Here is a 19,891-nt window from a genome sequence, read left to right as displayed (position 1 = left end):
CGGTCGAGGGAGTGGTGAAGTGACGGACGGGAACGGGGAGTTCGAGGTGCGTTTGGGGGCGGCGTTCGGGCAGGCGGGCGGGGGGCCCGGTCCGGAGGTGACGGCGAGACTGGTGGACGGTGGGCTGGCGGTGGGGCGGCGGCTCAAGCGGGCCCGGCGGCGGCGGGCGGTGCTGCTGGGGGGTGCGCTGGCAGCGGCCGTGGTGGTCGGGGCGGGGGCGCTGACGGTGCCGCACGGTGTGCCGGGGGTGCGGTCGAACGCCATCGAGCTTGCCAATTCGGCGACGCCGCCGCCTGCGGCGCCGCCGGAGCAGGGCGTGACGATCCTGCTGGTGGGCCTGGGGTCCGGCCTCGGCGCGCTGGGCGGGCCGGTGGACACCGGCCCGGACAGCCCCGACACGTTGATCCTGGTGCACGTCCCGAAGGACGGCGGCGAGGTCCGGCAACTGTCGGTACCACGGGACCTGTTGGTGCCGGACGGACACGACGGGAACGCCGTCATCAGCAACCTGTACCCGAAGGCGGAACTCGCCGAGATGAACCGGCTGCGCGGGCAGGGCCTGGCCGCGGACGAGCTGCGGCGCCGTGGCCGGGAGGCCGGGCGGGCCGCGTTGATCACGGCCGTGGAGCAGGTCGCGGAGATGCCGGTGGACCACTTCGCCGAGATCTCGATGGACGGCTTCGACCGGGTGGTGCATGCCCTCGGCGGAGTGCCGGTCTGTCTGAACGAGGCGGTGAAGGACTCCTGGAGCGGGATCCGACTGCCGGCCGGGAAGCAGGAGTTGGGCCCGGCACAGGCGTTGTCGTTCGTCCGGCAGCGGCACGGCATCGGTGACGGCTCGGACGTGCAGCGGACCACCCGGGCCCAGGCGTTCCTGGCCGGGGTACTGACGAAGCTGCGCACCGGCGGGGTACTGACGGATCCGGCGAAGCTGTCGGCGCTGTACGACGCGTTCTCCGACCAGTTGGTGACCGACAAGGGGTGGAGCCCGGTGGACTTCGTCCGCCAGGTGCCGGCGCTGGCGGCCGGACGGGGCACCGCCACGACGCTGCCGATCGCGTTCGAGGGGAATCACGTGCGCACGGTGGACGGGGCGGCCAAGCAGATCCTGCTGGGCAGCGGGCCGGTGCCGTCGGTCTCGCCGAGCATCTCCAGGGAGACCGGGGAGGTGTATTCGGGGAACTCCGGGCAAGCACCGGTGAAGCTGGACGGGGTGCCCTGCGTGGACTGACGGCCGGTCAGTCGATGGCCGTCCACCGCCAGGGCCGGGGCCCGTGTTCGCCGCGCAGGCAGGCCAGTCGGTAGTGGGCCTGGGCGCGGTGACGGGCGGGGTCGGTGGCGGCCTGCTGCAAGGCGTAGAGGGCGACGCGCAGTTCGCGGATGGCGCGGAGGACCGGGTAGCCGGGCCACTCGGTGACGTCCGCGCCGTACGCGGTGCAGAAGGCCGCGTAGCCGGGGGCGTCGAGGCTGCCGAAGGAGTCGTGGGCGACGGCGGTGGAGGTGAGGTCCCAGGCGGGTGGGCCGAGGGCGGTGCGTTCGAAGTCCAGCAGGTGGGCGGCGGTGGCGGTGACCGCGAGGTTGCCGCTCCAGGCGTCGCCGTGGACGACGGTCAACCGGTGGGCGGGGTGGTCGAGTTCGGCCCAGGCGGTGCGCAGGTCGGCGAGCCGGGCGTGCAGCCAGGCGCGCTGCGGGGTGTCGAGGGTGGTGGCGCCGTCGATCCGGGCGGGGAGTCGGACGAACGGGTCGATGGCCTCCAACCCGGCTTCGGGGGGCGGCAGTTGGTGGAGCCGGCGGAGCGCGGCCGCGAGTTCGGGGGCGGTGGAGTGGCGGTGCGGGGGCAGTTCGTGCCAGAAGGTGACGGGGCGGCCGCGGACCACGAGCGGTTCGGGCGGGTCGGCGAGCGGGCGGATGGCCGGGACGCGGTGGGCGTGCAGCCAGCGCGCCACCGTCAACTCGCGCGCGGCGACGGCGGTTTGGCCGGGCCGGCCGATCCGGACGACGACCCCGCCGGGCAGTCGCCACAGGGTGTTCTCGCCGGCCCGGATGAGTTCCGCGCCGGCGCTCGGGCGACCGGCGGCGGCGCAGGCCTCGGCCAGCAGGGCGGCGGGGTTTCGGCAGTCCACGTCCAGGGCTCGTTCCACTCGACGTCCGGGGCCGCGACCGGCATGACGCGGCGCTCCGGAGCACCGGAAGGGCGCACGGGTTCAGTGTTCACCCTGCTTACGCGGTAAGGGAATTCGGGGCCGCGGCGCTCCCGGGACCGGCCGCCCCTCGCCGATGGTCCAGACCACCCTTGCCTTTGGTCCAGACCTATTGACGAGCTCTGCCGGCACTTTTACGATCCGGTCGGCACAGCCCCACATGTCCCCCACCTCACCCAGAGCCGGGCGTCACGCCCCCACGCGCACGGTCCCCACCAGGCGCTCGGCGGGAAGGGAGCACCACATGTTCCGTCGGAGCTCACGCATGTCACGCCCGCAACGGGCGGGCGTGGAACGCGCAGCGCAGGTGATCCGGCCGGACGCCGGACCGAGCATGCTGAAGCGCTCGCTCGCCGGGATCTGCGTCACCGCCGTGGTCGGCACCGGCCTCGCCGTCGCCGGCACCGTCACGGCCGCCGCCGACACCACCAACCTGGTGGTCAACTCCGGCTTCGAGAACGGCCTTTCCGGCTGGACCTGCTCCGGCGCCGGCACCGTCGGCAGCCCTGTCCACTCCGGCAGCTCCGCGCTCCAGGCCACTCCCGGCGGCCAGGACACCGCGCAGTGCAGTCAGACCATCAGCGTGCAGCCCAACTCGCAGTACACGCTGAGCGCGTACGTGCAGGGCAGCTACGTCTACCTCGGCGCCACCGGCACCGGGCTGACCGGCTCCCCGTCCACCTGGACGGCCAGCAACGCCTCGTACGGGCAGCTCAGCGTCTCCTTCAGCACCGGCGCGAACACCACGTCGGTGACCGTCTTCGTGCACGGCTGGTACGGGCAGCCCGCGTACTACGCGGACGACGTCACGCTCTCCGGTCCCGGCGGCAGCAGCCCCTCGCCGAGCGGAAGCCCGTCCGGCAGCGCCTCGTCGAGCCCGTCGTCCAGCCCGTCCGGCAGCCCGTCGTCGAGCCCGTCCGGCAGTGCGTCCAGCAGCCCGTCGTCGAGCCCGAGTTCGGGTGACGCGACCTGTCCGACCAAGCCGCGGCCGGCCGGCAAGGTGCTGCAGGGGTACTGGGAGAACTGGGACGGCGCGTCCAACGGCGTGCACCCCGGGATGGGGTGGACGCCGATCACGGACAGCCGGATGGCCGCGCACGGGTACAACGTCATCAACGCCGCGTTCCCGGTGATCCTCTCGGACGGCACCGTGCTGTGGCAGGACGGCATGGACACCGGCGTCAAGGTCTCCACGCCCGCCGAGATGTGCCAGGCCAAGGCGGCCGGCGCGACCATCCTGATGTCGATCGGCGGCGCCGCCGCGGGCATCGACCTGAGCTCCAGCGCCGTCGCGGACCGGTTCGTGGCGACCGTCGTGCCGATCCTGAAGAAGTACAACTTCGACGGCATCGACATCGACATCGAGACCGGCCTGTCCGGCAGCGGCAGCATCGGCACGCTGTCCCCCTCGCAGTCCAACCTGATCCGCATCATCGACGGCGTGCTGGCCCAGATGCCGGCCGGTTTCGGCCTGACGATGGCCCCTGAGACCGCGTACGTCACCGGCGGCAGCGTCACCTACGGCTCGATCTGGGGCGCCTACCTGCCGGTCATCAAGAAGTATGTGGACAACGGCCGGCTGTGGTGGCTGAACATGCAGTACTACAACGGCTCGATGTACGGCTGCTCCGGCGACTCCTACTCGGCCGGGACCGTCCAGGGCTTCACCGCGCAGACCACCTGCCTGAACAACGGCATCACCATCCAGGGCACCACCATCAAGGTCCCGTACGACAAGCAGGTCCCGGGCCTGCCGGCCCAGCCGGGCGCGGGCGGCGGGTACATGGCGCCGAGCCTGGTCAGCCAGTCCTGGGGCGCCTTCAACGGCCAGCTGAAGGGTCTGATGGACTGGTCGATCAACTGGGACGGCTCGAAGGGCTGGAGCTTCGGCGACAACGTCAAGGCGCTCCAGGGCCGCTGACGTTCCACTCGCAAGCTTGTCCACAGACCTGTGGACAACGACTTGACGCGACCCCGGGAGCGCCGGCCGCTCCCGGGGCGCTGTCGCCCTTCGGCCCGAAATGGCCCGATGCCGGGCCTGGTCGGTTTATGTCATGACCTAAATCGACCAGGCCGGAATCGACCGGGCCCCTAGTGAGGGGGTCGAAGATAAGAGTATGTATCTGGTCCACGCGCGACTACGCTCGCCGGTCGGTCGAGGCGCTCCTCCCGACCTGGCGGAATTGATTCGTTCTCACGCGGAAGTCCCGGACGCGCTGGAGCACGTGAGCGTCCATCTGACCGGATCCGACGAGGTCACCGTGGGTGTGTTCAGCCTGGCATCCACCCTGCTGGAGGCGGAGGACCGGGCGGCCGGGCTGGTGCGACGGGCGGTGCGGAAGGAGTCCGCGCTGGTCGGCTTCGCTGTCCTCTCGGTGGGCACCGCACTGGCTCCCGGGCCCTGGTGGGACTTCGACTAGCCGCCGCGTGGACGGCTTAGGACAGTGCATGTTCCGTCCAGGCACGACCCGTTCCCACCGGGGCGGGGGCGGAGCACAGTAGCGGTGTCGGCAGAGCGCGGACGCCGGCAGAAAACCCGGGAAAGCAATCCCGAAGAAATCCCACCACTTACGAGGAGAATTCCAGTGCCGGTCGCCCGCGTCTCCAAGTTCCTCGCTTTCTCGCTCGCCGCAATTGCCGCCCTGGCCTTTTCCGCGACAACGGTGGAACACTCCGGAAATCTCGCCGACGGCACCGGCGCCGGTCAGGTCGCGCAGACCGCGACGGCCACCCCGGGCCCGGGCGCCTCCCCGAACGGCGACGTCACCTGGGGCGGCTGAGCCCCCGCACGACACCGACGAGCACACATCCGACCGACACTCACGGGGGTGAAGACGATGGAATACCTGGTCCTGGGCGCGCTGGAGACGCGTCAGGGCGGCGTCCTGGTGGACGTCCGGGGCATGCGGCAGCAGAGACTCCTGGCGCTGTTGCTCCTGAACGCCGGCCGGGTGGTGCCGATGGACTTCCTGGTGGACGAGCTGTGGGAGGACCCGCCGCCGTCGGCCAGACCGCAGGTGCACAACGCGATCCGCGACCTGAGACGGGTGCTGGCCGCCGGCGAGCACCGGCTGGTGACGGTCGACGTCGGGTACCGGCTGGCCGTGCCCGAGGACGCGGTGGACGCGCACCGCTTCACCCGCAAGGTCCGCGAGGCCCGGGCCGCCGAACGCGACGGGCAGGTCCTGGAGGCGATCCGGCTGCTGCAGTCCGCGGTGGACCTGTGGCGCGGCGACGCCTTCGCCGGCATCCACTGCCCCGCGGTGACCAGCGCCGCCGTGAAGCTGAACGAGCAGCGGCTGACCGCACTCGAAGACCTGATGGCGCTGCGCCTGAAGGTCGGCGAAACCTCCTCACTGGTCGGCGAGTTGACGGCGCTGCTGGCCGAGTACCCGCTGCGCGACTCGCTGCGGCGGAGCCTGATGACGGCACTGTGCCGCAGCGGCCGGCAGGCGCACGCGCTCGCCGTGTACGACGAGGGCCGCCGTTTCCTGGCGGACGAACTCGGCCTGGAGCCGAGCCCCCAACTGCGGGCGCTGCAGGCGGAGATCCTCGCGGACGCGCCCGGCGTGCACGACACCCCCGGCCAGGTCGGCGAACCGGTCACGGCGCGGCCGCCGGCCGGCAGCGACCCGGCGCCCGGCCAGCGGCCGAACTGCCTGCCGCACGACCTCTCCGACTTCACCGGCCGGACCGGTGAACTCGTCCTGCTCCAGGAGGCGGTGTCCCAGCGGACGGCCGGAGCTCCGCTGATGCTGTCCATCGACGGCATGGGCGGTGTCGGCAAGACCACCCTCGCGGTGCGCCTGGCGCACCGGGTGACCAGCGACTTCCCCGACGGCCAGTTCTTCGCCGCGCTGGACGGCTTCGACGAGTCCAAGCCGCCGGTACCGCCCGCCCAGGCGCTGGCCTCGCTGCTGCGCGCCGACGGCGTGCGTCCCGAGCGGATCCCGGCCTCGCTGGAGGAGCGCTCCGCGCTGTGGCGCTCCCGGCTGGCCGGCCGGCGCTGCCTGCTGGTGCTGGACGACGCGGCGGCGACCGCCCAGGTGCGCCCGCTGCTGCCCGGCGCCGGCGAGACCCTGGTGCTGGTGACCAGCCGGCGCAAACTGAGCGCGCTGGACGGCTCGGTGGCGCTGCCGCTGGACGTGCTGCCGCCGGGTGACGCGGTGGAGCTGATCGCCCGGATCGCCGGGGAGCGCCGGGTGGCGCGGGAGCCGGTCCGGGCGGCGGAGGCGGCGGCACTGTGCGGCTACCTGCCGCTGGCGGTGCGGATCGCCGCGACCCGCCTGCGGGACCGTCCGGCGTGGTCGGTGGCCGACCTGGTGGAGCGGCTGGCCGACCCGGAGCGGCGGGCGCGCTGCCTGCGCACCGGGGACCGCGACCTGATGGCGCTGCTGCGCGCGTCCTACCAGTACCTGGACCGGGCCCAGCAGCGGTTCAGCTGCTTGATGAGCCGTCAGCCCGCCGGGTCGTTCGACGTGGACCGGGCGGCGGCGGTGACCGGGCTGAGTGCGGACGAGGTGGAGTGCTGCCTGGACGCGCTGTTCGAGAACAACCTGATCCGGCAGGAGGGGGCGGCGCTGTTCTCGTTCCACAGCCTGGTCCGGGACTGCTCGCGGCTGCTGCCCGAGCCGTCGGACGGGGCCGGTGCCCCGGCCGCCCCGGCGGACCGTCAGCTGCTGGTGACAGCCTGAGGACGGGCGGATTCACGAACGTTTCACGGGCCGTGTCCGGGCCGTTGTTGTCCGGACACGTTTCCGGAATGTGCGGGTCAGGGTGTGGTTGCCCGGTGTCAGTAAGCTCAGGAAATCATGTAGACCTACTTACTGGCGCTGATCGAACGGGGACCGATCCATGCTGGACGTTCTGGGGCTCGACGCGGAGGCCGAGTCCATCTACCGCCGGATGCTCGCCGACCCGCAGGCCGGGGTCATGGCGCTGGCCACAGCCCTGTGCCTCACCGAGGACAGGGTGCGCACCGGACTCGACCGGCTCAGCGAACTGGCCCTGATCCAGCCGTCCGCCCGCGAGGGAATCGGGTTCCGGGCGGTCGGCCCGGAGACCGCGATGGAGGTGCTGCTGGCCCGCCAGCAGGCCGAGCTGGCGGCCCAACAGTTGCGGATAGAGGCATCGCGGGCCGCGGCGGCCCAACTGATCGCGGAGTGCTCGGCGTTCCGGCCGACCGCCACCGACGCGGCGTCCGAGCAGCTGGACGGCCCGGAGACGATCCGCGAGCGGCTGGCCGAACTGGCCGGATCGGTGCGCTGCGAGGTGGCGACCTTCGCCCCCGGCGGCGCCCACACCGAGGAGGACCTGCGGGCCAGCCGGCAGCCGAACGCGGCGCTGCTGGAGCGCGGGGTGCAGATGCGCACCGTCTACCTGGACAGCGTCCGCAACCACCGGCCCACCCTGGACCACGTCACCTGGCTGAACCTGCAGGGCGGCCAGGTCCGGACGGTGCCCGAACTCCCCATCCGCATGATCATCTTCGACCGCCAGCAGGCGGTCCTGCCGATCGACACCGACAACGCCCGGGCCGGCGCGGTGGTACTGCGCGGCGCCGGCACGGTGGCCGCGCTGTGCGCGCTGTTCGAGGGCGTGTGGGCCAGTGCGATCCCGGTCGGCGACGCGCCCAAGTGCGACGAGAACGAGATGCCGCCGCACGAGCTGGCGGTGCTGAAGATGCTCGCCCAGGGCCACACCGACGAGGCGATAGCCAAGCGGATGGGCGTCTCCCCGCGCACCGCCCGCCGGTTCGCCGCCAACCTGATGGACCGTCTGGACGCCCGCAGCCGCTTCGAGGCCGGGGTGCGCGCCGTCCAGGACGGCTGGCTCCCCGCCACGCGCTAGGCCTGTCCGGCCGAGACTGCCGGACAGGCCTGGTGGGCGTCGCGCTGGCGGTTCGTCACGCCGTCGCGGCTTGGCGGTTCGTCACGCCGCCGCGGCTTGGCGCTTCTTCTCCCGGCGGTCCGCGAGGAGGAGCGCCAGTGCGGGCAGCAGCGTCACCCCGTACACCCCGAGCAGCCAGCCGAAGGAGTGCGCGAACGCGGCCGGCACCATGCCGTGGTGGCTGCGGGCGGAGTCGGTGAGCACCACGGTGACCACCGCGATGGCCAGCGCGCCGCCGATCCGCTGGGTCAGGTTGAGCTGCGCGGAGGCGTCCGGGATGGACTCCTGACGGATCGACTGGAACGCCCGCGTCATGGTCGGCACGATGGTCAGGCCGGTGCCCAGGCCGCGGACCACCAGGCTGCCGCAGATCAGCCAGTACGGGGTGGTGCCGGTCAGGCCGGTCATCGGGACGGTGGCGATCATCGTCAGGCAGATGCCGATCAGCACCGTCGCGCCGCCGCCGATCTTCCGCAGCAGCACCCGCGACAGCCAGGCGGCGGTCACCACGCCCAGGCCGCCGACGGACATCAGCAGGCCGGTGGTCACCGCGGACTCGCCGCGGGCGTCCTCGAAGTACAGCGGGATCAGCATCATCGGCGAGTACAGGACGAAGCCCAGGCAGAAGATGTTCACCACCGCGGTCGCGTACACCGGGATGCGGAACAGCCGCAGGTCGAGCAGCGGGAACTTCGCCTTCAGCTCACGCACCACGAACACCGCCGCACCGACCACCGCCAGGCCCAGCGGCACCAGCAGCGAGGCGCTCACCTCGGCGCCGCGCTCGGCGTACGCGTGGATGGCCAGCACCAGGGAGACGGTCGCGGTCGCCGAGGAGACCAGGCCCAGCAGGTCCAGCGGCTTGGCGCTGCCGGCCGGCGGGGCGTCCTTGCGGACCCAGCGCAGGGTGGCGGCCAGCAGGATCGCGCAGAACGGGATGTTCACCACGTACACCGCGGACCAGCCGCCCCAGGCGACCAGCAGACCGCCGATGGTCGGGCCGAGCAGCGGACTGATCAGCATCACCGAACCGTTCAGGCCCTGGATCTTGGCCAGGTGCTCGCGCGGCACACCGCGGGTCAGCAGGATCGTCGACGCCGGGGTCAGGATGCCCGCCGCCGCACCGGACAGGCCGCGGGCCGCGATCAGCTGGTCCAGCGACTGGGCGGCGGCGCAGCCCAGCGAACCCAGCGCGAACAGCGCCGTCGCCGCGGCGAACACCCGCTTGGTGCCGAACCGGGTGGCCAGCCAGCCGGTGGCGGGCATCGTCGCCGCCAGCGCCAGCAGGTAGGCCGTCACCACCCACTGCACCTGGTTGATGCCGCCGAACCGGGCGGTGGTCTCCTGCATGGAGACGTTGACGATGGTGGTGTCCAGCAGCGCGATGAACCCGCCGGCGATGGCGGCGGCCATGGTGATCAGCGCGGCCTTGGACGGGGCGTCCTGGGGCGGGGCGTCCTGGGGCGGGGCCACGTCGGCCTTCGGGGCCTCGGTCTGCGCGGTGGTGGCCGGCGTCTCGGGCTCGGCCGCGGCAACTGCGACGGTCTCCTCGACCACCGGCTTGGACTCGGCGGGCTTCGGGGTGGCGGCAGTGGTCGGCTTCGGGGTGGCGGCGGTGGGCTTCGCGGCGGCGGCGGGCTTCGCGGCGGGCTTGCGCGCCGGACCCGGCTTGCGGCGGGCCTTGCCCTTGACCGCGTTCACCGTGGTGCGGGCGGGCTGCTTGGTGGGCATCTTCGCAGGTCCTTCATCAGCGGGAGGGAGGAGGGGTGCCGGGTCAGTCGGTGGCGAGCAGGGCGCGTTCGACCTCGTCGAGGACGGCCTCGGCGGCCGGACGGGCGTCGGGCCGGTTGCGGCAGGACAGCGTGAGTTCGGTGCGGCCGTCGAGCTGGCAGGTGCTCAGGAACATCTCGGCGTACGGGACGAGCATCGGCAGCGTGTAGTACTCGGTGGGACGGAACTGCGCGGTGCGGTACAGCTCGGTGTCGATCCGGCCGTGGTCGGTGAGGATCGCGGTGCACGGGAAGCGGGTGCCGTCCAGTTCCTGGGCCTCCCGCAGCGAGTTCGCGAACGGGTTGCTGCGCAGGAAGTCCCGTTCCAGGGCGGCGACTTCGCGCTTGCGGAGCATGGCTGCGAGCAGCTGGCTGTGCAGCCGGTTCCAGCGGTCCTCGCGGTGCAGATCGAGCACCAGCTGGGAAGTCAGGTTGGCGGTGGAGCGTACCTCGCGGTCGTGCCGGCGCAGGTCCACCGGGATGATCAGGCGGCCGGAGTCGGCGGCCAGCAGACGGGACACCGCGGCACCGATCCGGGCGGTGGCGGCGGACGGCGTGGCCGCGACCGAGCGGCGCAGCCAGAGCGCCGTCCCGTCGGCCGGCCCCTGCCCGAGGATCGCCGGGTACCCCTCCACCCGGGCCGGGACGGGGGCGGCCGGGACGGGGGCGGCGGCGGTGCGGAAGTGGGTGTCGTCGACGGTGGAGTCCGCGCCGAGCAGGCTCTCGCCGCGCAGCGCGCGGAACAGGTCCTCGATCCAGTAGCGCAGGCCGCGGCCGTCGGTGACGATGTGGCTGGCCCGCACCACCAGGCGGGTGGTCACCGGCCCGTTGGCGAGGCCCAGTTCGCAGACCGGCCCCGCCACCACGTCCAGGTCGCGGTGGAAGAACGGGTGCTCGAACCCGGCGTCGGCGGGCAGTTCGGTGATCGGCGGGAGGGTGTCCTCGGCCCGCCAGTTGGGGCCCTTGCGACGAACCGCGAGACCGGGGTTGACGGCGGTGGACTGCCGTACCGCGTCGGCGAGTTGCTCCGGGTCGATGCGGCCCTCGCCCTCGATCACCATCTGGATCAGCTGCGGGGTGCCGGTGGCGTTGGCGTTCAGGTAGCCGCGCTCGATCTGGGAGATCCGCCGGGTGTAGGCCCGGGCCGGGGCGGCGGTGGCGGTGGCCGTGGCGGTCATGCGGCAGGCTCCAGAGTGAGGGCTTCGGTGCGGACGGCGGGGAGTGCGGACTTCGGCGCCGGACGGTCGACGGAACGGCGCTGCGGTGCGGCCGGGCGGCCTCGCCGCGAGCGGCTACGGGCGGCGGCGACGGGGCCGAAGTCGCGCTGCGCGCAGGCGGGTTCGAACTGCGCCGTGCGGGCTGCGGCGAACTCCGCTGCCGGGGCGAAGAGTTCGAGCTTCGACGCCTGACGGCCTCGCCGCGAGCGGCTGCGGGCGTCGGCGACGGGGCCGAAGTCGCGCTGCGCGCGGGCGGGTTCGAACTGCGCGGCATGGGCTACGGCGAACTCCATTGCCGGGGTGAAGAGTTCGAGCTTCGACGCCGGACGGCCTCGCCGCGAGCGGCTACGGGCGTCGGCGACGGGGCCGAAGTCACGCTGCGCGCAGGCGGGTTCGAACTGCGCGGCATGGGCTACGGCGAACTCCGCTGCCGAGGTGAAGAGTCCGAGCTTCGACACCGGTCCGCCTCGCCGCGAGCGGCTACGGGCGGCGGCAACGGTGCCGAAGCCGCGCTGCGCGCCACCAAGCCCGGGCCGCCGGGCGCAGGTCGCGGCGACGGTGCCGAAGTCACGCTGCGCGCGGGCGGGTTCGAACTGAGGGGCGTGGGCTGCGGCGAACTCCGTTGCCGGGGCGAAGAGTTCGAGCTTCGACGCCGGGCGGCCTCGCCGCGAGCGGCTGCGAGCGGCGGCGACGGTGCCGAAGCCGCGTTGCGCGCGGGCGGGTTCGAACTGCGCGGCGTGGGCTGCGGCGAACTCCGTTGCCGAGGTGGCGAGTTCGAGCTTCAGCGCCGGGCGGCCTCGCCGCGAGCGGCTACGGGCGGCGGCAACGGTGCCGAAGCCGCGCTGCGCGCCACCGAGTCCGGGCCGCCGGGCGCGGGTCGCGGCAACGGTGCCGAAGCCGCGCTGCGCGCCACCGAGTCCGGGCCGCCGGGTGCGGGTCGCGGCAACGGTGCCGAAGCCGCGCTGCGCGCCAGCGAGTTCGGGCCGCCGGGTGCGGGTCGCGGCGCCCGTGCCGAAGCCGCGCTGCGCGCCACCGAGTCCGGGCCGCCGGGTGCAGGTCGCGGCGACCGTGCCGAAGTCGTGCTGCGCGCCAGCGAGTTCGGGCCGCCGGGTGCGGGTCGCGGCGCCCGTGCCGAAGTCGCGCTGCGCGCCACCGAGTCCGGGCCGCCGGGTGCGGGTCGCGGCAACGGTGCCGAAGCCGCGTTGCGCGCCGCCGAGTTCGAGCCGCCGGGTGCGGGTCGCGGTGGCGGTCATGCGACGAGCTCCAGGGCCGGGGCGACGACGCCCTCGGCGGGTTCGGGCAGGCAGTCCCACTGGGCGCAGGTACGTGCCACGACCTGGCGCCGCGTGCTGCCGGGTTCGGCCGGCGTCGGGGCCGGGCCGGAGTCCGGCTGCGGGTCGACGGGTTCGGCCGAGCAGTCCCATCGCGGGCAGGTGCGGGCCACGACGGCTTCCGCTTCCCCGGGCTCCGCGGGCCGGGGGTGGGTCGTGGTGGCCGTGGCGGTCATGCGGCGGCCTCCGGGGTGAGTGCTTCGGTGCGGGTGGCGGGGGCGGTCGGGTTCGGCTGCCACCACCAGCGGACGGCGGCGGGGGCGTCGGTGGCGAGGGCGAGGTGCAGGCCGTGGCCGAGGTCGGCGGAGCGGATCAGGTGGCCGGTGTTGGTGGGCCGCCAGCCCGGTCGCCAGTCCGGGAGCCGGACGCCGGCGAAGGTCTCCTTGCGCAGGTGGGAGGCCTTGATCAGGGCCTCGCACTCGGCGAAGTCCCGCATGGTGGCGGGTTCGCCGTCGGGGCGGCCGAGCAGCGCGCCCAGCCACTGCATCGCGTACGGGCGGTCCCGGTGGTCCTGCAGGTCCACGCCGACGGTCTGGTCGGAGACCAGTGCCACCGTGGAGTAGGTGGCGCAGTGCGCGACCGAGGCGGTCAGGCCGAGGGCCGGGACGCTCCACCGCCGGTGTTCGTCGCGGGCCAGTTCGCGGGGCCGCAGCCGGACCCCGTACAGGCTGGCCACCGCCTCGGTGATCAGCCACCGGCCGGCGTCGTTCAGGCGGTTGCCCATCCGGTCGCGCGGCAGGTTGGGGTGGTGGGTGACGAGGCAGTCGATGGTCGCCTCGTCGTCCTGGCTGATCTGCGGGGCGGGCGCGCCGGCCGTGATCTCCGTCGCCGCCCGGGCCTGCGGGCGGTGTGCGGGGGTGGGTGCCGGGCCGCCGCCCGGCACCCGGCCGGAGTTCGGTGCCCCGCCGGGCTCCGAGTCCGGCGTCCTGAACCGGCCGTCCGTCGGCGCCAGGTCGGTCTCCGGGCGCTGTTCCTCGGTCAGCCAGTCCCCGGCGGCCCGGGTGGCCGGCACGGGGCCGGTGCCGGGGCCGGCCACCGGCCCCGCCGCGGCGAGTACCGGGCCCAGTCGGCCGGCCCAGCCGAGCGTCACCAGGTCCGTCTCCGGACGCTGTTCCTCGGTCAGCCAGTCCCCGGCGGCCCGCAGGGCCGTGCGCACGGTGCCCATCACGGCCTCGCGTCGAACACCGCGGCAGCGTAGGAGCCACCGTAGGCGAAGCTGGAGAGCAGCAGGCGTCCGGCGGGGGCGTCCCCGGCGAGGGCGGCGACCAGGCCGAGGGCGCCGGCCGAGCCGTAGGTCTCGCCGAGCAGCGCCTTGGGGGTGACCGTGGGGCGGTCGGAGAGGCCGGCCAGGGCCAGGGCGCGGGACTGGGCGACGTCGATCAGGCGGTAGCCGGAGGCGGCGGAGACCACGGTGTCGACCTGCTCGGGCGTGGAGTCGGCCTCGGCGAGGGCGCCGCGCAGGGCGCGGGCCCAGGCTTCGCCGTCGCGGCCGATCCGTCCGATGCCGGCCGGTTCGCCGGAGGCTCCGAAGCCCCGGACGTCGGCCAGGACGTTCGCGCCGCGGGCGGCGGCGGAGGCCTCGGACTCCAGCAGGATCGCGGCCGCACCCTCGGAGAGCACGGTGCCGGTGCCGCGGCCGGGCTCGATGTGCGCGGTCTTGGCGTATCCGGGCAGTCGGGCCTGGGTGGCCAGGGCCTGCTCGGGGAACTCGTCGGCGACCACGACCATGATCCGGTCGGCCATGCCGCGGGCGATCACCCGGGCGGCCAGCTGGAGCGCGAGGACGGAGGAGGTGCCGCCGTTGGCGATGGTGGCGGTGTAGCCGCGGTAGCGGTGCAGCATGCCGACGTGTCCGGCGGCGGCGTTGACGACGGTGTTGGCGAAGGTCGCCGGGTTGGCGCCGGTGATGCCCTTCTCGATGACGCCGCGGTGGAAGTCCAGCACCGAGGTGACGGGGCCGTAGCCGGTGGCGAACACGATGCCGGTGCCTTCGGCCTCGGCGCGGGACGGCTTGCCGTGCCGCTCGTACAGGTCACCGACGGCGCCGGCGGCGAGCACGCCCAGCGGGTCCATCCGGCGGGCCTTGCTGGGGTTGAGGCGCTTGGCGACGGCCTTGACGTCGATCCGGCCGATCGGGCGCTCGCCGATGCCGGCGACCTGCTCCAGGGTGTCGAAGCCGACCTTTCCGGCGGCGAGCGCGGCGGTCAGTTCCTCGGTGGAGGCGGACGAGCCGGCCAGTCCCGCGACGCCGGTGACCACGACGTGGTGCACGGGCTGCGTGCGCCGGGCCGAACGGGCGGGCCGGCCGGGCTTGTTGAGGACGACGGTGGCGTTGTTGCCGCCGAACGCGAAGGAGTTGGAGGCGACCACCTCGAGCGGGGCGGGCCGCCCGGTGTTCGGGACGATGTCCAGCCCGAACGGGGAGTCGACGCCGCGGGTGCTGAGCGTCGGCGGGATGACGCCCCGGTCGATCGCCATGGTGGAGACGATCGCCTCCACCGCGCCGGCCGCGCCCAGGGTGTGACCGAGCATCGACTTGGTGGAGCTGGCGGGCGGCACCTCGGCGCCGAAGAGCAGCTTCACGGCCTTGGGCTCGGACACGTCGTTGGCGGGGGTGCCGGTGCCGTGCAGGTTGACGTAGTCGACGTCCTCGGGCGCCAGGCCGGCGGTCCGCAGGGCCTGGGCCATCGCCGCGGCCGCGCCCTTGCCGCTCGGGTCGGGGGCGGTCTGGTGGTAGCCGTCGCAGGAGAGGCCGTAGCCGCCGAGTTCGGCGAGCGGGGCGGCGCCGCGTTCGGCGGCCCGCTCGGCGGACTCCAGCACCATGAAGCCGGCGCCCTCGCCGAGGGTGAGCCCGGTGGAGGCGGACATCGGCGCGCACGGCTCGGGGTCGAGCGCGCCGAGGGCGGAGAAGCCGTACGCGGAGAGCTGGGCCAGCGGGTCGACGCCGCCGCAGATGACGTAGTCGACCTCGCCCTTCCAGAGCAGTTCGGCCGCGTAGCCGAGGGCGACCGCGCTGGCGGCGCAGGCGTTGGAGAGCACCACGCGGGGGCCGCGCAGGTCGAACTCGGCGGCGATGTAGTCGCCCACGCAGGGGAGTTGGGAGGCGGCGGCCTGGACGGCGTCCAGCACGCCGTCCTTCACCAGGCCGCGGTGCACGGTCTCCAGGGTGGGCATCGCGCCGAGGCTGGAGCCGACCACCACGGCGACCCGGTCGCGGTCCACGGTGTCCAGGTCGAGGCCGGAGCTGCGCAGTGCCTCGCGGATCGCGGTGGCCGCCAGCGCGTAGCAGCGGTCCAGGTCGGCGGGCTGCTCGGCGGTGACCATGCCGGCCCAGTCGGTGAGCAGCTCGGTGGTGGGGAAGAGGGTGTTGGTGCGGATGCCGGAGACGCCCTGGGAGATCGACGCCCAGCTCTTCTCCACGTCATCGCCGGCGCCGGTGATCAGCCCGAGGCCCGTGAGGGCGATGCGTTCGGTGGTCTTGGTCATCAGTGGATCCGGGTGGTGAGCGAGCGGGCGATGACGCGGGGCTGGGTGACGGTGCGCACCGGGGTGTCGGCGCCGTCCTCGTTGGCGGCGGTGAGCTCCAGGCCGGGGACCCAGAACGGGGCGTCCAGCTTGGCGACGATCAGTTCCTCGTCGGCGTTGGCGGACGGCGCCTGCCAGATGACGGTGCCGATCTGCTGCCCGCCGGCGGTGACGGGGGTGCCGACGGTGAAGGCGGCGCCGGCCGGGGCGGCCAGGGCGGTGATCTTGGCGTTCTCGGCGGTGGGCTTGACCAGTTCCTCGGAGCCGAGGAACTCGCCGATGCGGTTCCAGTCGACCATCCAGGCCAGGTCGGCCTCGTGCACCGGCAGGCCGGCGAAGCCCGCGGCGTAGACGGCCATGCCGGCCTCGGCCTGCACGCGGGCCAGGCCCTCGTCGCCGACCTCGGCGCCGCCCTGGGCGAGCACCGCCTCGACGGCGGCGGCGTGGCCGGCCTCGGGGGCGTTGGACAGCAGCAGGTAGCCGTACTCGCCGGTGGTGCCGACCCGGGCGAGGTGGGCGAGCGCGGCGGGCTCGCCGGGGACGGCGGACTCGGTGACGCCGTGCAGGGTCAGGCCGGAGATGTCGAACTCGACGAACGCGGCGGCCGCGGCCCAGGCGGTCGGGCCCTCGAACGCGGTGGCGCCCCAGCCCTCGGGGGCGACCTCGACGGTGACGTCGGCGGGGGCCTCCAGGGCCTCCAGGTAGCCGGTCAGGGCCTCGGCGGAGACGGGGGTGCGGGGCAGCAGCCAGGAGTCGTCGCCGATCTCGAAGTGCAGCAGGATCGCGAACGGCGAGCCGTCCTGGTTCAGCGCCAGCGCCTCGCGGACGGTGTCCGGCTCGACGTACTCGCTGGACTTGGCGAGGAACAGGTCGAGGAACTCGTAGCGGTCGCCGCCGGAGATCCGGACCAGCGGGGCGGTGATCGGGTAGACGCCGATGGCGGTGCGGACGGTGGTGTAGTCGTCCTGCGCGGTGCGCACGGCAACGGTGGTGGTCATGGCTCTGGTGGTCCTTTCGAGGGTTTTCGACGGGTGTCAGATCGCGGGTGCGGGGTGGACGGACAGCTGCCAGGCGGCCTCGGTGGCGGCCGTCGCGCAGCCGATCAGCAGTCCGGACGAGGTGGTGCGCAGGACGATTTCCGGCGCTCCGGGCCCGCCGGCGGCGGGTGCGAGGTGCAGCCAGTGGCCGCTGGTGAGGCGGATCGCCGCGGCGGAGGCCCAGACCTGCCCGAAGGCGGTGGAGTCGAGCTCGTGGCGCTGTCCGGCGGAGTGCAGCACCACGGGGGTGCCGGCCGGGGTGTCCGGGGTGAGCCAGAGCACCGTCTCCTCGTCCGCGCCGGGGGCGTGGATGTCGATCCGGACCGGCTCGGCGGCCTGCTCGGGGGCGGTGACCTCCCAGCTGATCCGCTCCTGCGGGGCGGCCAGGCCGAGCGGGTGCTTCTGCTCCCACTCGCGGACGGTCGGGACGCCCCAGCCGAGGCCGGTGGCGAGGCTGTGCCGGTGGTGCTCCAGGGTGACCCAGGCGCCTGCGCTCCAGCGCGGGTTGCAGCCGAAGGCGCGGGTGCGGGGGGCGGGGCTGCGCAGCACCTTCTTGCCGTTCTCGGTCCAGGAGGTGATGCCGCCGGCGTTCGCCTTGACGGTCAACTTCCGTTCGCCGGTGGCGGGTTCGGCCGTTGCGGTGCTGCGGGGGGTGGTGTCGTGGTCGGCGCCGGTGCGGAGTTCGGTGCGCAGCCGGGCGGTGCCGTCGGCGTCGGGTTCCAGGTGGCGTTCGACCAGGGTGGTGTGGATCAGCCGGACCGGGCGGCCGGCCGGGAGGGTGATCCGGGTGCTGCCGTCGGTCCAGTCGAGGGTGGATCCGGCGGGCGCGGTCTGCGCGGCCGCGACCACCTCGGAGGTGTCGCGGACGCCGATGCCGGTGCCGATCAGGTGCTGGGCGGCGTCGGTGTCGGGGCCGGTCAGGGTGAAGTCGCCCTGGCGGAGTCCGACGGTCTGGAAGATCCGGCCGGGCCGGGTGGTGTACGTGAACTGCTGGTTCAGCACGCCATGGTGGAGCGTGAGGGTGCCGGTGACCTGGTTGCCGCCGGACCTCTCGCGGACCTGCACGCCGTGCTCGACGGGGTGGATCTCCAGGTCGCGGGCCTGGCCTTCGCGCCAGCCGGCCGAGCGGTCGGCCTCGGCGCTGGGCCAGGTGGAGACGAACACCGGCCCGTGGTGGCCCTCGGCGTGCACGGTGAGGGTGCCTTCGGCGGCGTCCAGCTCGGCGGTGAGGCCGCTGTCGCCGAAGCGGTGCGGCTCGGCCGGCTGCTGGATCCGGACCTCGTACGGCGGTTCGGCGATCTTCAGCGGCCGGGTGGCGCCCTCGGGGGTGGTGAGGGCCGCTTCCAGCATCAGGCCGCGGTCCACGTCGATGGTGGCGGTGAGCTTGAACTCGCCGAGGGCCAGAGCGTAGGCGACGGTGCGGATTCCGTCCACCGCCCTTACGTCGGACCGGAGTTCGTCGTCGCGGCCGCCGGCGACGTTGCCGAAGCTGCTGAGCTGGCCGAGCGCGGCCAGCGCCTCGGGGTCGAGGTCGTGGAAGACGCTGCGCAGGATCAGCGGGATGTAGTTGTGCAGCTCGACGTTGCCGTCCTCGCCGGGGACGGTCTCGCCGACCGACACGCAGCCGACCCGCCGGTAGAGCTTGAAGGCGACGGTGTTGGCCGGGTTGACGGTCAGTCGGAGCACCAGGCAGCCGCAGCGCATCATCCATTCGACGGCTTCGGTGAACAGCCGTCCGGTGATGACGCCGTTGCGGTAGGCCGGGGCGACGAAGAACATGTCGGCGATGAGTTCGCCGGCCCGGGCGGAGCGGCGTCCGGTGCTGTGGAACAGCCCGAAGGTGCCCACCACCCGGTCGTCGTCGGCGGCGATCAGGAACGTCGCGGTGTCGCGCTCGGCGAGTTCGCGTTCCAGTTCGTCGCCGGTGATTCCGCCCGCCACCGGGTTGGGGTTGTCGCGGTGACGGTTGTAGAGCTCGGCGATGTCATGCGCGTCGCCCTCCTGGTACGGGCGGATCGTGATGGACATTCCACACCTCCTTGTCTGCTCCCTGAGGGCAGGTCAGCCCTTGCGTTCGGTGGTGACGATCAACGAGCCGGCGGCGGCGAGTTCGGTGCCGACGGTGGCGCGGACGGAGACGGAGCGCAGGCCGCCGAGCTTCTGGCCGAGCTTGGCCTCCAGGGTGAGCTGGTCGCCGGGGACGACCAGCCGGGAGAACTTCATCGAGCTGATCGAGCCGAGGTAGCCGACGCTGGCCGACGGGTCTCCCTCGGCGGGGGCCGGAGACTCCAGCAGTTCGGCGACGTAGACCACGGCCACCAGCTGGGCCATCGCCTCGACGATCATCACGCCGGGCATGATCGAGTGGTCGGGGTAGTGGCCGGCGAAGAACGGCTCGTTCACCGAGACGCTCTTGATGCCGCGTCCGGAGACGCCGGGGACCACGTCGTAGGCGCGGTCGATCATCAGCATCGGCCAGCGGTGCGGGAGCATCCGCTTGATGTCGTCGGAGGAGTAGGCGAAGCCCTTGCTCGGCTTCTCCTTGGCGACCGGCCGGGTGGGTGCGACGGCGGTGGCCATGGTCAGACCTCGCGGGCTTCGATGAAGTCGACCAGGGCGTTGATGGAGCCGAAGGCCTCGAAGTCGTCGTCGCTGATCAGCACGTCGTACTCGTTGTTGATCATGACGACGATCTCGAGGGTGTCCAGCGAGTCCATCTCCAGGCCGCGGCCGAACAGCGGCTGGTTGTCGGAGACGACCTCGGCCTCGGCGTCCAGGCCCAGGCGGTCGATGATCATCGACTTGATCTTGAGGTTCTTCTCCAGGCGCTGCTCGGCCTGGGTCCGGACGTCCTCGAAGGTGGCGGTGGACATGGTGCTGCCTTTCCGTTGGGGAGGGTTGATGGAACGTCAGTTTGATTTC

At 73.3% G+C, this 19,891-nt stretch carries 17 protein-coding genes; 6 read left to right on the top strand and 11 right to left on the bottom strand.

Annotation, left to right across the window (positions count from 1 at the left end; all coding sequences use genetic code 11):
• The first annotated feature begins 19 nt into the window (after positions 1–19).
• On the top strand, positions 20–1,231 hold the full coding sequence (locus tag ACIHEI_RS09040) for an LCP family protein (protein WP_396606163.1): 1,212 nt from the start codon (positions 20–22) through the stop codon (positions 1,229–1,231).
• Between the two features lie 7 nt (positions 1,232–1,238).
• Here the strand turns inward: ACIHEI_RS09040 and ACIHEI_RS09035 are convergent, their stop codons facing one another.
• Positions 1,239–2,123: a phosphotransferase enzyme family protein gene (locus ACIHEI_RS09035; protein WP_396606162.1), complete on the bottom strand. Its 885-nt coding sequence runs from the start codon at positions 2,121–2,123 to the stop codon at positions 1,239–1,241.
• Positions 2,124–2,466: 343 nt separating this feature from the next.
• On the opposite strand from ACIHEI_RS09035, the gene ACIHEI_RS09030 reads away from it, so the two are divergent.
• The 5 genes from ACIHEI_RS09030 to ACIHEI_RS09010 all read left to right on the top strand — a co-directional run bounded on the left by ACIHEI_RS09030 (position 2,467) and on the right by ACIHEI_RS09010 (position 8,051).
• Positions 2,467–4,122 (top strand): carbohydrate binding domain-containing protein, encoded by a 1,656-nt coding sequence (locus ACIHEI_RS09030; protein WP_396606161.1) that lies wholly within the window; start codon positions 2,467–2,469, stop codon positions 4,120–4,122.
• A gap of 304 nt (positions 4,123–4,426) precedes the next feature.
• Positions 4,427–4,621, top strand: a complete 195-nt coding sequence (locus tag ACIHEI_RS09025; protein WP_396606160.1) for a hypothetical protein — start codon at positions 4,427–4,429, stop codon at positions 4,619–4,621.
• Positions 4,622–4,786: 165 nt separating this feature from the next.
• The gene (locus tag ACIHEI_RS09020) at positions 4,787–4,981 is read left to right on the top strand and encodes a hypothetical protein (protein WP_387866926.1); all 195 of its coding nucleotides are present in this window, start codon (positions 4,787–4,789) and stop codon (positions 4,979–4,981) included.
• 57 nt (positions 4,982–5,038) lie between these two features.
• The gene (locus tag ACIHEI_RS09015; RefSeq protein WP_387867048.1) at positions 5,039–6,895 is read left to right on the top strand and encodes a BTAD domain-containing putative transcriptional regulator; all 1,857 of its coding nucleotides are present in this window, start codon (positions 5,039–5,041) and stop codon (positions 6,893–6,895) included.
• Positions 6,896–7,055: 160 nt separating this feature from the next.
• Positions 7,056–8,051: a LuxR C-terminal-related transcriptional regulator gene (locus ACIHEI_RS09010; protein WP_396606159.1), complete on the top strand. Its 996-nt coding sequence runs from the start codon at positions 7,056–7,058 to the stop codon at positions 8,049–8,051.
• An 81-nt stretch (positions 8,052–8,132) separates the two neighbouring features.
• Here the strand turns inward: ACIHEI_RS09010 and ACIHEI_RS09005 are convergent, their stop codons facing one another.
• Genes ACIHEI_RS09005 through ACIHEI_RS08960 form a run of 10 tightly spaced genes read right to left on the bottom strand, consistent with a single transcriptional unit; the run spans position 8,133 to position 19,842 of the window.
• On the bottom strand, positions 8,133–9,821 hold the full coding sequence (locus ACIHEI_RS09005; RefSeq protein ID WP_396606158.1) for a DHA2 family efflux MFS transporter permease subunit: 1,689 nt from the start codon (positions 9,819–9,821) through the stop codon (positions 8,133–8,135).
• A gap of 43 nt (positions 9,822–9,864) precedes the next feature.
• Positions 9,865–11,037, bottom strand: coding sequence for a hypothetical protein (locus tag ACIHEI_RS09000; RefSeq protein WP_396606157.1), 1,173 nt, complete (start codon positions 11,035–11,037; stop codon positions 9,865–9,867).
• Entirely contained in the window at positions 11,034–12,329 is a 1,296-nt protein-coding gene (locus tag ACIHEI_RS08995) for a hypothetical protein (protein WP_396606156.1), read from the bottom strand. Before ACIHEI_RS08995 ends, ACIHEI_RS09000 begins: the two co-directional genes overlap by 4 nt.
• On the bottom strand, positions 12,326–12,583 hold the full coding sequence (locus ACIHEI_RS08990; protein WP_396606155.1) for a hypothetical protein: 258 nt from the start codon (positions 12,581–12,583) through the stop codon (positions 12,326–12,328). The genes ACIHEI_RS08995 and ACIHEI_RS08990 overlap by 4 nt, the downstream gene beginning before the upstream one ends.
• Entirely contained in the window at positions 12,580–13,563 is a 984-nt protein-coding gene (locus tag ACIHEI_RS08985; protein WP_387866933.1) for a hypothetical protein, read from the bottom strand. The genes ACIHEI_RS08990 and ACIHEI_RS08985 overlap by 4 nt, the downstream gene beginning before the upstream one ends.
• A gap of 8 nt (positions 13,564–13,571) precedes the next feature.
• Positions 13,572–15,893, bottom strand: coding sequence for a beta-ketoacyl synthase N-terminal-like domain-containing protein (locus ACIHEI_RS08980; RefSeq protein ID WP_396606154.1), 2,322 nt, complete (start codon positions 15,891–15,893; stop codon positions 13,572–13,574).
• Entirely contained in the window at positions 15,893–16,930 is a 1,038-nt protein-coding gene (locus tag ACIHEI_RS08975; RefSeq protein WP_387640542.1) for an aminomethyl transferase family protein, read from the bottom strand. The genes ACIHEI_RS08980 and ACIHEI_RS08975 overlap by 1 nt, the downstream gene beginning before the upstream one ends.
• A 36-nt stretch (positions 16,931–16,966) precedes the next feature.
• A complete protein-coding gene (locus ACIHEI_RS08970; protein ID WP_396606153.1) occupies positions 16,967–18,997 on the bottom strand; it encodes a GNAT family N-acetyltransferase in 2,031 nt (676 codons plus the stop codon).
• Between the two features lie 33 nt (positions 18,998–19,030).
• On the bottom strand, positions 19,031–19,549 hold the full coding sequence (gene fabZ, locus ACIHEI_RS08965) for a 3-hydroxyacyl-ACP dehydratase FabZ (protein ID WP_387640537.1): 519 nt from the start codon (positions 19,547–19,549) through the stop codon (positions 19,031–19,033).
• 2 nt (positions 19,550–19,551) lie between these two features.
• Entirely contained in the window at positions 19,552–19,842 is a 291-nt protein-coding gene (locus tag ACIHEI_RS08960; RefSeq protein ID WP_035864774.1) for an acyl carrier protein, read from the bottom strand.
• Positions 19,843–19,891: the final 49 nt, after the last annotated feature.

It is taken from the genome of Kitasatospora sp. NPDC051984 (assembly GCF_044593455.1).
GTDB lineage: Bacteria > Actinomycetota > Actinomycetes > Streptomycetales > Streptomycetaceae > Kitasatospora.
Note: the sequence above shows the minus strand (reverse complement) of the source record. Positions and strands in the feature narration are given on the sequence as shown.

What these genes read in the sequence shown, in the direction of transcription:
- ACIHEI_RS09030 (WP_396606161.1), top strand. Translation starts at nt 2,467, where the DNA reads ATGTCACGCCCGCAACGGGCGGGCGTGGAACGCGCAGCGCAGGTGATC.
- ACIHEI_RS09015 (WP_387867048.1), top strand. Translation starts at nt 5,039, where the DNA reads ATGGAATACCTGGTCCTGGGCGCGCTGGAGACGCGTCAGGGCGGCGTC.
- ACIHEI_RS09010 (WP_396606159.1), top strand. Translation starts at nt 7,056, where the DNA reads ATGCTGGACGTTCTGGGGCTCGACGCGGAGGCCGAGTCCATCTACCGC.
- ACIHEI_RS09005 (WP_396606158.1), bottom strand. Translation starts at nt 9,821, where the DNA reads ATGCCCACCAAGCAGCCCGCCCGCACCACGGTGAACGCGGTCAAGGGC.
- ACIHEI_RS09000 (WP_396606157.1), bottom strand. Translation starts at nt 11,037, where the DNA reads ATGACCGCCACGGCCACCGCCACCGCCGCCCCGGCCCGGGCCTACACC.
- ACIHEI_RS08995 (WP_396606156.1), bottom strand. Translation starts at nt 12,329, where the DNA reads ATGACCGCCACCGCGACCCGCACCCGGCGGCTCGAACTCGGCGGCGCG.
- ACIHEI_RS08990 (WP_396606155.1), bottom strand. Translation starts at nt 12,583, where the DNA reads ATGACCGCCACGGCCACCACGACCCACCCCCGGCCCGCGGAGCCCGGG.
- ACIHEI_RS08980 (WP_396606154.1), bottom strand. Translation starts at nt 15,893, where the DNA reads ATGACCAAGACCACCGAACGCATCGCCCTCACGGGCCTCGGGCTGATC.
- ACIHEI_RS08975 (WP_387640542.1), bottom strand. Translation starts at nt 16,930, where the DNA reads ATGACCACCACCGTTGCCGTGCGCACCGCGCAGGACGACTACACCACC.
- ACIHEI_RS08970 (WP_396606153.1), bottom strand. Translation starts at nt 18,997, where the DNA reads ATGTCCATCACGATCCGCCCGTACCAGGAGGGCGACGCGCATGACATC.
- fabZ (WP_387640537.1), bottom strand. Translation starts at nt 19,549, where the DNA reads ATGGCCACCGCCGTCGCACCCACCCGGCCGGTCGCCAAGGAGAAGCCG.
- ACIHEI_RS08960 (WP_035864774.1), bottom strand. Translation starts at nt 19,842, where the DNA reads ATGTCCACCGCCACCTTCGAGGACGTCCGGACCCAGGCCGAGCAGCGC.